The organism is Nocardia sp. NPDC057668, from assembly GCF_042799795.1.
GTDB lineage: Bacteria > Actinomycetota > Actinomycetes > Mycobacteriales > Mycobacteriaceae > Nocardia.
Genome location: NZ_JBHVIC010000006.1, coordinates 354071 through 366309 on the forward strand (window position 1 = coordinate 354071; position 12239 = coordinate 366309).

Sequence of the window (12239 nt, forward strand, 5' to 3'; positions counted from 1 at the left end):
TTGTTGTGCGTCAGGTCACCCGCTGGGGAAACGCTGTTCACCCAACACGCCCGAAGGTTGCCGTCCAGCGACACGCCGCACCGGTTTGATCCACAGTTGCGAACATCGAGAAATCGGACGCTACCTGGGGATTCACCCACTTCACCGATTGTTGTCCCCAGTTCATCCACAGGGGGTGCACAACGGTTGGTGAACAACACCCACTTTATCCACAGCTGTATGCACAGTTCCGTTTGGTGGAGCCGGTAGCTTCGCTTAGGTTCGCATCATTGTCGTGGATCACGAGTTCGGAACCTGTCGGTGCGCAGGCGTAGAACAGGGATGTCCGATCCGTGCCGCAGGAGAGAGGACGGTCGAGCCGGATGGCAGTCATCGATGATCGCGGCCACGACGATCAGGGACCGTCGGAGTATCGCGAGGCGCCCGGCGAGGACTTCGGCCGCCAGCCGCCGCACGACATGGCCGCGGAGCAATCGGTACTGGGCGGCATGCTGCTGTCCAAGGACGCCATCGCCGACGTCATCGAGGTCATTCGCCCCGGCGACTTCTACCGCCCCGCGCACCAGGCCGTCTACGACGCGATCCTGGACCTCTACGGCCGCGGCGAACCCGCCGACCCCGTCACCGTCTCCGCGACCCTGGACCGCCGCGGCGAGCTCAAGCGCATCGGCGGCCCCCCGTACCTGGTGACCCTGACCCAAACGGTCCCCACCGCCGCCAACGCCGGCTACTACGCCGAGATCGTCGCCGAGAAGGCGATCCTGCGCCGCCTGGTCGAGGCCGGCACCCGGATCGTCCAGTACGGCTACGCCGGCGCCGACGGCCAGGACGTGGCCGAGGTGGTCGACCGCGCCCAGGCCGAGCTCTACGAGGTGACCGAACGCCGCTCGAGCGAGGACTTCCTCCCCCTGGAGGAGCTCCTGCAGCCCACGATGGACGAGATCGACTCGATCGCGAGCCGCGGCGGCATCTCCCTCGGCGTGCCAACGGGTTTCACCGAGCTCGACGAACTGACCAACGGCCTCCACGCGGGCCAGATGATCATCGTCGCGGCGCGCCCGGGTGTGGGTAAATCGACTTTGGGAATGGATTTCATGCGCAGTTGCTCCATCAAGCATGGAATGGCGAGCGTCATCTTTTCCTTGGAAATGAGCCGGACGGAAATCGTCATGCGTTTGCTGTCGGCCGAGGCGAAGATCAAGCTCGGGGACATGCGGTCGGGGCGGATGAGCGACGACGACTGGACTCGGCTGGCTCGGCGGATGAGCGAGATCAGTGAAGCGCCGTTGTTCGTGGATGATTCGCCCAACTTGACCATGATGGAAATTCGGGCGAAGGCCCGGCGGCTCAAGCAGCGGCATGATTTGCGGCTTATTGTCGTGGACTACCTGCAGCTTATGAGTTCGGGCAAAAAGGTCGAATCTCGCCAGCAGGAAGTTTCGGACTTCTCGCGAAGTTTGAAACTTATGGCCAAAGAGCTCGAAGTTCCGGTTATCGCAATTTCGCAGCTCAACCGCGGTCCTGAGCAGCGAACGGATAAGCGGCCGATGGTTTCCGACCTTCGCGAGTCGGGCTCACTAGAACAGGATGCGGATATGGTTATCCTGCTTCATCGCCCCGATGCATTCGAGCGAGATGACCCGCGCGGCGGCGAAGCGGACCTTATTGTGGGTAAGCACCGAAACGGTCCCACGGCCACCATCACCGTTGCTCACCAGCTGCATTTGAGCCGTTTCGTCGATATGGCCCGCGGCTGATTCGTTGCGAGATATTATTGTCTGATGAATTCGCACCGACCGGAAAGTCGAATTTGCGAAAACTCCGGCGCGATTGATATTTCCGCGTCGGGATGCTTTACCGGTTCCACCCGGCTGCTACGCGCTGACACCGGGGGCGAGATCTCGCTTGCCGCGCTCATCGAGGACAGCGACCCGCCGCCCGTGTGGTCGGTGGATGCCGAGATGCGGATGGTCGCGAGCCCGCTGTTGCACGTCTTCCACAGCGGAAGCAGGGAGGTTTTCCGACTGCGGCTGGCGTCCGGACGCGAGGTCGACGCGACCGCGAACCACCCCTTCCTGACCCTCGACGGCTGGGTCCCGCTGAAGTCCCTCGCGATCGACTCCCGGCTCGCGATCCCGCGCCGCATCCCGGAACCCGTACGGACGGGGTCGATGCCGGACTCCGAGATCATCATGCTGGCGCACATGATCGGGGACGGTTCGTTCGTCCGGCGACAGCCCATCCGGTACGCGAGTGTCGACGAGGAGAACCTCGCGGCCGTGACCGACGCCGCGAGACACTTCGGTATCACCGCGATTCGCGACGATTACGCTGCCGCCAAGGTGACGACGCTTCGGCTGCCCGCGCCCTATCGACTTGCCCGCGGCAAGCGGAATCCCATCGCCGTCTGGCTCGACGAGCTGGGGCTCTTCGGGCTGCGCAGCTACGAGAAATTCATTCCGGAACGGGTTTTCGGGTTGTCCAACGACAAGATCGGACTGTTCCTGCGGCACCTGTGGGCCACCGACGGGTCTGTGCGATGGGACGCCAAAGGCAACCAGGCCCGCATCTACTACACCTCGACGAGTCGCCGACTCATAGACGACGTCGGCCAAGCTCTGCTGCGGCACGGCATCCACAGCAGGATCAGGCTGGTCCCCAAGGCCGGCTACCGCGACTGCTGGCACCTGATCATCAACGGCGGCGATGACCAGACCGTCTTTCTCGAGGCGATCGGTGTTCACGGCGCACGGGGTGTTTCCGCGGCGGCGGCCCTGGAACAGGTCAGAGCGTTGCCGCGAAACACCAACGTGGACACCGTCCCCAAAGAGATTTGGACGAAGGTCCGCGCACGGTTGGCGGCGAAGGGTATGTCGCATCGCGACTTCCAAGCCGCGATGGGTACGCGCTTCTGCGGGTCCACGATGTGGAAGCACGCACCGAGCCGGAGAAGACTGGCCCGGGTCGCCGAGATACTGGACGACCCCGAACTCGCCATGCTCGCAACCAGTGACATCTTCTGGGATCGGATCGTCGAGATCACGAGCCTGGGTGAGCAGGACGTGTACGGCGGACTGGTGCCGAACACCTACAACTTTGTGGCGCAGGGGATCTCGGTGCACAACCCGTTTCGGTGGGTTCGCGGCGCGGAACCGGCGGCCGCGGGGGTCTGATACCGGGGTGGTGAACTCGCCGGTCGAGCTTCCGTGCCCGGCGAATCGCCGGGGTGGGGCGGCGTTCGGTCGATCGGGGAGCGGTCTGGTTAGAGTCCGGGGCAGGTGTGTGGGCTCGTGCCGTTCGGTCGTTTCATCCGATTGGGGAGCGCTATGTCGGCGGGTGATCACGCTGGGTCGGGCGCGGCGGGGCGGGGGCGGGCGGCGGTCGAGCGGGGAGAACGGCTCACCCGGCGCGGGGTCGAGATGGTGCAGCGGGCCGCGCGGGCGGACGGGGCGTACGAGTCCGGGTTGACGGCGTTGATGCGGGCGACCGTCGCGAACTTCGCGACCGACGCGGCCATCGCGGTGGCGCTGGCCAATACGTTGTTCTTCGCGAGTCCGGCCACGCAGTCGCGGGTGAACGTCGCGTTGTATCTGTTGATGACGGTCGCGCCGTTCGCGGTGATCGCGCCGGTGATCGGGCCGCTGCTGGATCGGTTGCAGCACGGGCGGCGGATCGCGCTGGCGGCGACGTTCGGGTTGCGGGTGCTGGTCGCGGTCGGGTTGATCTTCAGTCTGAACAGTTGGGCGCTGTATCCGCTGGCGCTGGGGTCGATGGTGTTGAGCAAGTCGTTCTCGGTGCTGAAAAGCGCTGTGACGCCGCGGGTGCTGCCGCCGGGGATAGATCTGGTGCGCACGAACTCGCGGTTGACGGTGTTCGGTCTGGTGGGCGGTTCGATCGTGGCGGGCGGTATCGCGGCGGCGGCCGCGTTCGTGTTCCATTCCACGGGTGCGCTGGTGGTGGCGGCGCTGCTCGCGGCGGCGGGCGCGTATCTGAGTTTGCGTATCCCGCCGTGGGTGGAGGTCACCGAGGGTGAGGTTCCGGCGACGCTCGGGTATCGGGATTCCGGTGGGGACGCACCGGGTCGGCCGAATCCCGCGGCAGTCGCCACCGCGCCGGGCTCCGCCGGCCCCGTTGCATCCGGCGCGACCGATCCCACGGCGGCGACGTCATCCGGCGCGGCGGTCGCGACGGCTCCGGGCTCGCCCGCCGGATCCGGCGCGGCCGATCCCGCGGCGCAAGCCGAGCAGCGTCCCGCCCGCCCGCGCCTGCGCGCCCGGCAACCGTTGGGCCGCACGGTGATCGCGGGGTTGTGGGCGAACTGCGCGATCCGTGTCCTGACCGGTTTTCTGACGTTCTATATCGCCTTCGTGGCCAAGTCGAGTGACGAGTCCGCGCTGCGCCAGGCCCTCATGCTGGCGGCGGCCGGTGCGGCGGCGGGGGTCGGCAATTTCGGCGGCAACTTCACCGGCGCCCGGTTGCGCCTGGGTCGCCCGGCCGCGATCATCCTGTCGTGCACGGGCGCCTGCCTGGCGATCACCATCGTCGCGGCGATCCAGAACGGCCTGGTGGGCGCGGTGCTGGCGACACTGGTCGCGTCGGCGTCCACCGCGCTGGCGAAGGTGTCGCTGGATGCCTCGATCCAGGACGATCTGCCGCCGGAATCCATCGCGTCGGGTTTCGGCCGCACCGAGACGGTCCTGCAGTTGGCGTGGGTGCTCGGTGGCGCGCTGGGTGTGCTGCTGCCCACGGTCTACCGCACCGGGTTCACCGTCGTGGCGGTGATCATCGGCGTCGCGCTGCTGCAGTCGGCGCTCAGTTACCGTGGTCTTTCCCTGCTCCCCCGCTTCGGCGGCTCTCGCCCGCAGCGGCCGAGGGCGCGGGTGCGCTAGCGACCGGCGGACCGGTACCACGGGGTGAGGCGGGGTGGTACCGCGGTCCGATGTGTGTGCGCGGGAACGATTTCTAATGTCGGGCCATGCGATGGCGGGCTGTTGGTATGTCGATCTGTGTGACTTCGATGCTGCTGGTGGGGTGTGCGGCCGGGGACGGCGAGGCGCCGGCCGGTGCCGAGGCGGTGCGGGGTGATCTGGCGGAGCTGGTGCGGGACGGGGCGGTGGGGGCGATCGCCACGGTGACCGTGGACGACGCGACAACCGTGCTGACCGCGGGTGTGGCGGATCTGGCTGTGGGAGCGGCGATTCCGGTCGATCCGGCGCAGCATGTGCGCATCGGGAGTATCACCAAGACGTTCACGGCCGCGCTGGTCGTGGGGTTGGCGGCGGAAGGGCGGATCGATCTCGATCGGCCGGTCGAGGCGTACCTGCCGGGGTTGCTGGCCGGTGCGGGACCCGCGGGGGTCGAGATCACGGTGCGCCAATTGCTCGGGCATCGCAGCGGTTTGCTGGATCCGCCGCTGTCTCCGGAGGTGGACGAGTACGAGGCGGCGCGGACGGGGCGGACGTACACGCCCGGGCAGGAGGTCGCGATGGTCGTGCGGGAGCCCACGGGGCTCGCGCCGGGTGCTCGATTCGAGTACGCGAATATCAACTACCTCGTGGCCGGGATGCTGGTCGAGGCGGTGACGGGTGGTCGCTTCGCCGATGAGTTGCGTGCCCGGATTCTGGTTCCGCTCGGGTTGTCGGATACGTATCTGCCGGAGACGGGCGAGACGGGTCTGCGGTCGCCGCATCCGACGGGTTACGCGAATATCGGTGGCGTGGTGACCGATACGACTCGGATCGAGCCGTCGCTGCCGTGGGCGTCGGGGGCGATGGTCAGCACCGGGGCGGATCTGAATCGGTTCTTCGCCGCGCTGCGGGCGGGCCGGGTGGTGCCGGAGTCGCGGGTGCCCGAGATGCTGGACGGGGTCGATATGGGTTCCGGGAGCGGGTTCTTCTACGGTCTGGGCGTGTCGACCCTGCGACTGCCCTGCGGTGCGGATTTCGTGGGCAATGTCGGTGGTGTCCGGGGGTTCACCGCGATGTCGGGCACGACGGCGGCCGGGCGGTCGGTCACCGTCTCGTTCACCGGCACGACGTCGTCGACCGATATTCCGGGGTTGCTGGCACGCGCGCTGTGCGGCTGAGACCCGTGCCGCGGGGTCACCGGCCGCGGAGCATGCGGCCCGCCGCGTCGACGGCGGGCGCCGAGCTGCCCGCGTCGTTGATGAAGACGGCGAAGGCGAGGTCGCCGGTGATGCCGACGAACCAGCCGTGGGCGTGGGTGTCGTCGATGAACTCGGCGGTGCCGGTTTTGCCGAGGAGCCCGGGGATGTCGGCGAGTTGGGTGGCGGTGCCCGCGGTGACGGTTTCGCGCATCATGGTGCGGATCTGGTCGGCGACGCCGGCGGGCAGGGGTTCGGCGGGGCGGTCGGGGGTGCCGGGTTTGCCTTGCAGCAGTGCGGGATCGGGCGGGGTGCCGTGTGCGAGGGCGGCGGCGATCAGGGCCATGCCGAAGGGGGTGGCGGTGACCTTGCCCTGGCCGATGCCTTCTTCGACGCGCAGGGCGGGGGTGTCGGCGACGGGGACTTTGCCGGTGACGGTGGTGAGGGCGGGGGTGATGTAGTCGGTGCCGAGGCCGAGTTGGGCGGCGGCGTGGGTGAGGGCGTCGGGTGGGAGGTTGACGGCGAGGCGGCCCATGGTGGTGTTGCAGGAGCGGGCGAAGGCGGTGTGCAGGGGGACGCTGCCGAGGTCGAAGTTGTTGTCGTTGGGGATCTGTCGTCCTTCGATGTTCTCGGTGCCGGGGCAGGGCAGGACGGTGTCGGGGGTGACGGCTCCGGCTTGCAGGGCGGCGGAGACGGTGACGGTCTTGAAGGTGGAGCCGGGCGGGTAGAGGCCGGTGAGTGCGATGGGGCCCTGGGCGTCGGCGGCGGCGTTCTGCGCGATGGCCAGCAGGTTCCCGGTGGAGGGTTGCAGGGCGACGATGACCGCGGGCTGTTCGATCGGGGTGAGGGCGGTTTCGGCGGCGCGTTGCAGCGCCGGGTCGAGGGTGGTGCGAATATCGCCGGCGGGCTTGGCATCCGGGCCGCCCACGCGCTGGGTGCCGTCGGTGCCGCGGGCGCGCACGGCCCATCCGGCCGCCGCGTCGACGTCGTTCTGCCACTGTTCGGTCAGGCCGGACCACACGGGTGAGGACAGCGCCTTGTCGGTGGTGAGCAGCCGGTTCTGCGGTGCGAGGGTGACGTTCGGCAGCGCGGTGAGGGCGTCGCGTACGGGTGCGATGTCGGATTCGCGCAGCAGTACGGCCGTGATCGGTTTGCCCTGTGCCCCGGCGAGTTCGGTGTCCAGGGAGGCCGCGGTGACCCCGGGTGCGGCGGCGCGCAGCAGGGCGGCCACGGCGGCGGTGTCGGCGCCGGGTGCGAGGTTCACCAGGGTGACGGTCTGCTGTGTCATGAATTCGCCGCCGGCGGCGTCGAGCACGCGCGGTGCGGGGCTGGGGTCGGCGCGGCTGTAGGAGAGCGGCCCGATGTCGAGTCCTGGCGCGAGGGTGGCGGGGTTCCAGTGCACGCGCCAGCCGTCGTCGGTGTCCTCGAGGTCGCCGGTGGTGCGGTAGGTCCATTGGTTCTTGCCGTCGGGGCCGAGTTTCCAGGTGGCGTCGAGGGTGAAGTCGCCGTTGTCGCCGATGTCGCCGACGTGGAATTCGACGTCTTTGCCGAGGGCGTCGTAGAGGCCGTCGAGGGTGGTTGTCGCCTGTTTTTCGTCGGTGGTGGCGCGGGCGGCCGCCGCGATGTCGTCGGCGTTGAGTGCGTCGGCGAACTCCGCGGCGGTGTCGCGCATGCGGTCGGCGGTGGAGTCGCCGCAGGAGCACACCGTGAGGGCTAGGCCCGATGCGACAAACATTCCGAACAGTCTCGTACCTGTGCGCATCGTCCCGACGCTACCCGCGTTCGGTCCGTCCCGGCCGTAGCCGCCCGCGGCGTGGGCGGGCGGTGGCCGGTGGACGGACCGCGAAACACGCGGGTGGATCCGGCGGGGATATTAGGGTCGCGGGGGTGAGATTCGAGGTGCGGGTCGATGTGCCGGGCGCGGTGGAGATTGTCAGGGCGGCAGTCGGATTCGGCTGGCGCTGGGGCGCACCGGATATTCGGCGTTTCGCCGGGGTGGCGGGCTGGAGCGGTCCCGAGACGGTGGGCACGATGCGCCAGGGCGCGCTGTTCGCGCGCACGGGACTCGACGTGTGGGCGGATTCGGCCATGTTCTGGGGCAGCGTGCGCGGCCTGGCGTACGTGCGGGTGACGGTGTCCGATTGCCCGGGTCCGGGCGGGGACGGTCCGGCGGCGGCGCTGGCGCGGTTGCGCGCCCGGTTCGTGGAGCTGTGGGGCGAGCCCGCCGAGCAGGGCGCGGGCGCGGAGGAGGGGGTGGCCTGGGTCTTCCCGAATGTGGTTGTCGGGCTGACCACTTCGGCGGACTGTGTGGATCTGCTGCTGGTCAATCCGGTGGAGCAGCGGTACTGGATGGATCGGCGGCACGAGGGGGCGCGGCGCCGCGCGGCGCTGGGCGGCTGGGGTCGGCTGACCGCCGATCTGGCGGTGCTGGTGGATACGCTCCCGGCGGACGCGCACGTGGTGCTGAGCGCGGCGGGCGGGCGGTACGTGCAGCTCACCACCGGGGACGGGGAGCTGTGCGCGGAGTTGAGCCGCAGCGAGTTCATCGATCCGACCTGGCGGTACGGCGCGGATGTGGAACAGGTCCTGCGGTCGCGGGGCTGGTCGGCCGGGCCGGAATCGAACTGGTCCTGCTGCATTTCGCGGGTGGCGGGCCGAACCGCGGTGAGCGGATTCGTGATTCGCGCGGTGGAGGCGCTGCGCACGCTCGGGGTCGCGGCCACCACCGATCTGGTCGCGGACGGCTGGATCGACGGCGAGGCGGACCTGGACATCGCGGTGCTGGGCATCGCCCCGCATCCCACCGCGCGCACCCAGCGCGCGGAGTTTCTGCGCGAGCACGCGGTGTCGAGTTTCGACGCGGGCCCGTTGCGGGTGGATGTGCCGGGCGGACTCGAAATCGCCAAGGCCGCACGGGAGTTCGACTGGACCTGGACCCGCGCGGACGTCTCCGCGTTCGCCGAGCGGGCGGGCTGGTCGCTGCGCCCGGACGAGGCGCGGCCCCGGCTGGTGCCCGCGCACACCACGCTGCGGGTGGAGCAGGAGCGCGCGCTGTTCAGCTTCGACGGTGATCGCCTGGAGTCGGTGTGCGTAACCCTCAGCGACAGCATCGAATCCGGGCTGTACGACGAGGGCCTGCCGGTCGAGGTGCGTGAGCAGTTGACGGCGGCCTTCACCCGCGCCGCCGACGGTTTCCGCGGTGATCTCGGCACGCCGGTGCACGGCACGCTGTGGCGGACGCCGGGTCCGGTGTGGATGTCCGAGCGCCTGTCGGTGGGCGTGGTGGCCGGAACCGACACCGTCGACCTGTATCTGGTCAATCCGGCCGAGCGTGACCGCCGGCTGGTGCTCGAGCAGCAGCAGACCGCGCGGCGCGCCACCGATCGCGAATGGCGGCAGTTCTTCGACGATCTGACCGCGATCGTGGCCGAATTGCCTTCCGGCGGTGCGGCAGTGGTCGACGCCGGTGATCGCGGTTCGGTGCATTTCAGTCGCGGCCCGGAGTCGTTGCGGGTGTATCTGGACGCCGAGGCGGGCGCGGGCCTGAATCCGCGGGTGACCGAGCTCATGCGCGCGAACGGCTGGCAGCGGCCGGAAGTGGCGACCGCGGTGTGGCGGCACAGCCTGCCCGATCCGGTGTTGTTCCGCGATTTCCGGCACTTCGTGGAGTTCGCGCTGTGGCCCCTGCGCACGCGCCTGGCCCCGCACACGCTGCTGCTGGTCAGCGCGGACGGCGCGGATCGGCCGGTGCGCACCCCCTCGATCGGCGCGACCGAGCGCTGACGCGCCGCGTTAGAGTCGAGTGATGATCGAGGCCGAGGATGTCAGCGTCACCCGAACGGCCTACGACGGGGTGGCCGAGTTGTATACCGGCCTGGTCCGGGAGCAGTTGCTCGCCAATCCGTACGACCGTGCGGTACTGGGGGTTTTCGCCGAATCGGTGCTCGAGAGCGAGCACGCGGACGCGCCCGCGGCGGAGGTGGGCTGCGGTCCGGGCCGCATCACCGATCACCTGCGCCGGGCGGGCCTGGACATCTTCGGACTCGACCTGTCGCCGGAGATGATTCGCCTGGCCCGCCTCGAGTATCCGGGGCTGCGTTTCGAGGTCGGTTCGATGGAGCGGCTGGAGCTGGCGGACGCGGCGCTGGGCTCGATCGTGGCCTGGTACTCCATCATTCATCTGCCGCCCGCGCGGGTGCCGGCGGTGCTGGCGGAGTTCGCGCGGGTGCTGCGCCCGGGCGGGCACGCGCTGTTCGCGTTCCAGGCCGCGGACGGGGTGACGGGCGTGCAGCCGTACGACCACAAGGTGACCACGTCCTACCGCTGGGCCCCCGACACGCTGGCGGAGGCGCTGGCGGCCTGCGGTTTCCGGGTGACGGCCCGGATGCAGCGCCTGGCGCGCCCGGACGAGCGCACACCGCAGGGGTACGTGCTCGCGGTGAAGGACGACGCGGCCAACCCCGTGCACTGATTCCGTAGCACCGGCATTCCTGCCTATCGGGACAGATCCCCCGCATTTCCCCCCGCCCGCGCTTACCGTCGGGCAGGAGCGAGAGCTAGGGAGTTGTGGTGACGGACTGGGACGAAGAGGTCGATGTACTGGTCGCCGGGTCGGGCGGTGGCCTGGCCGGGGCCTATACCGCCGCGCGCGAGGGCCTGTCGGTGCTGCTGGTGGAGGCCACCGAGAAGTTCGGCGGCACCACCTCCTATTCCAACGGCGGCGGCATGTGGTTCCCGGGTAATCCGGTGCTGCGCCGGGCCGGGGTGGACGAGCCCGTCGAGGACGCGCTCGAGTACTTCCGCGCGGTGGTGGGCGATCGCACGCCGGCCGCGCTGCAGGAGGCGTTCGTGCGCGGCGGCGCGCGCGTCATCGAGTATCTGGAGCAGGACGCCGCCCTGTCGTTCCAGTCCTTCCCGTGGCCGGACTACTACGGCAAAGCGCCCAAGGCCCGCCTCGACGGCAAGCGCCACATCGTGCCGACCCCGCTTCCGGCGGCCGAACTGGGTGAGCTGAGCGCGTCCGTGCGCGGCCCGCTGGGCACCGACCGGCACGGCGAACCGCCGCCGGACCTGCTAATCGGCGGCCGCGCGCTGGTCGGCCGGTTCCTGCTGGCGCTGTCGGCGTTTCCGGCCGCGAGCGTGCGCCTGAACACCGCGCTGGTGGAGCTGGTGCTCGAGGACGGCGCGGTCACCGGTGCGATCGTCGAGCGCGACGGGGTGCGCGGCGCCGTGCGCGCCCGCCGGGGCGTGCTGCTGGCGGCGGGCGGTTTCGAGGGCAACGACGCGCTGCGCGCACGCTACGGCGTACCCGGGCAGGCGCGGGACACCATGGGGCCCTGGGGAAATCAGGGCCGCGCGCACGAGGCGGGCATCGCCGCGGGCGCGGACGTGGATCTCATGGATCAGGCGTGGTGGTCCCCCGGGCTGATCCATCCGGACGGCCGGGCCGCGTTCGCGCTGTGGTTCACCGGCGGCATCTTCGTCAATCGGCACGGTGAGCGGTTCGTCAACGAGTCCGCGCCCTACGACCGGCTGGGCCGCGAGATCATCGAGCACTTGGAGGGCGGCGATGTGCGCCTGCCCTTCTGGATGATCTACGACGACGCCCACGGCCCGGTGCCCCCGGTCAAGGCGAGCAACGTGCCGATGGCGGCGACCGCGGAGTACGAGGCCGCCGGACTCTGGCACACCGCGGACACCCTGGCGGAGCTCGCGGACAAGATCGGCGTACCGGGCGCGGCGCTCGCGGCGACGGTCGAACGGTTCAACGCCATCGCGGACAAGGGCGTGGACCCGGACTTCGGGCGCGGGGACGAGGCCTACGATCGCGCGTTCTCCAAGGGCGCGCCGCCGCTCACCCCGATCGTGCGCGGGCCCTTCCACGCGGCCGCCTTCGGCATCTCCGATCTGGGCACCAAGGGTGGTCTGCGCACCGACACCGCCGCGCGGGTGCTGACCCCCGCGGGCGCGCCGATTCCCGGGCTGTACGCGGCGGGCAACACCATGGCCGCGGTGAGCGGCACCACCTATCCCGGCGGCGGCAATCCGATCGGGGCGTCGGTGCTGTTCAGTCATCTCGCGGCGCTGGACATGGCCGCGCGCTAGCGGGCTCACCGGCGCGCGCGGCCCGGCGTTC

The 12239-nt window shown here is 69.7% G+C and carries 7 protein-coding genes and 1 pseudogene; 7 read left to right on the forward strand and 1 reads right to left on the reverse strand.

The features are described from left to right. Positions 1-362: 362 nt before the first annotated feature. The 4 genes and pseudogenes from dnaB (at position 363) to ACFVBH_RS32265 (ending at position 6085) form a co-directional block, all read left to right on the forward strand. A complete protein-coding gene (gene dnaB, locus ACFVBH_RS32250; RefSeq protein WP_354984950.1) occupies positions 363-1757 on the forward strand; it encodes a replicative DNA helicase in 1395 nt (464 codons plus the stop codon). Between the two features lie 87 nt (positions 1758-1844). Beyond that, a pseudogene (locus ACFVBH_RS32255) lies at positions 1845-3125 on the forward strand (LAGLIDADG family homing endonuclease); the annotation flags it as partial. A gap of 201 nt (positions 3126-3326) precedes the next feature. Then, complete coding sequence (locus tag ACFVBH_RS32260; RefSeq protein ID WP_379007479.1) at positions 3327-4889, forward strand: MFS transporter; 1563 nt, start codon at positions 3327-3329, stop codon at positions 4887-4889. 128 nt (positions 4890-5017) lie between these two features. Beyond that, a complete protein-coding gene (locus ACFVBH_RS32265) occupies positions 5018-6085 on the forward strand; it encodes a serine hydrolase domain-containing protein (RefSeq protein WP_379007844.1) in 1068 nt (355 codons plus the stop codon). Between the two features lie 16 nt (positions 6086-6101). Here the strand turns inward: ACFVBH_RS32265 and ACFVBH_RS32270 are convergent, their stop codons facing one another. Then, positions 6102-7838: a penicillin-binding transpeptidase domain-containing protein gene (locus ACFVBH_RS32270; protein ID WP_379007481.1), complete on the reverse strand. Its 1737-nt coding sequence runs from the start codon at positions 7836-7838 to the stop codon at positions 6102-6104. 152 nt (positions 7839-7990) lie between these two features. On the opposite strand from ACFVBH_RS32270, the gene ACFVBH_RS32275 reads away from it, so the two are divergent. From ACFVBH_RS32275 to ACFVBH_RS32285, 3 genes are all read left to right on the forward strand, one after another. Next, entirely contained in the window at positions 7991-9886 is a 1896-nt protein-coding gene (locus ACFVBH_RS32275; RefSeq protein WP_379007484.1) for a DUF6301 family protein, read from the forward strand. A gap of 22 nt (positions 9887-9908) precedes the next feature. Continuing rightward, on the forward strand, positions 9909-10574 hold the full coding sequence (locus ACFVBH_RS32280) for a class I SAM-dependent methyltransferase (RefSeq protein ID WP_379007487.1): 666 nt from the start codon (positions 9909-9911) through the stop codon (positions 10572-10574). Between the two features lie 98 nt (positions 10575-10672). Then, positions 10673-12208: an FAD-binding protein gene (locus ACFVBH_RS32285; RefSeq protein ID WP_379007490.1), complete on the forward strand. Its 1536-nt coding sequence runs from the start codon at positions 10673-10675 to the stop codon at positions 12206-12208. Positions 12209-12239: the final 31 nt, after the last annotated feature.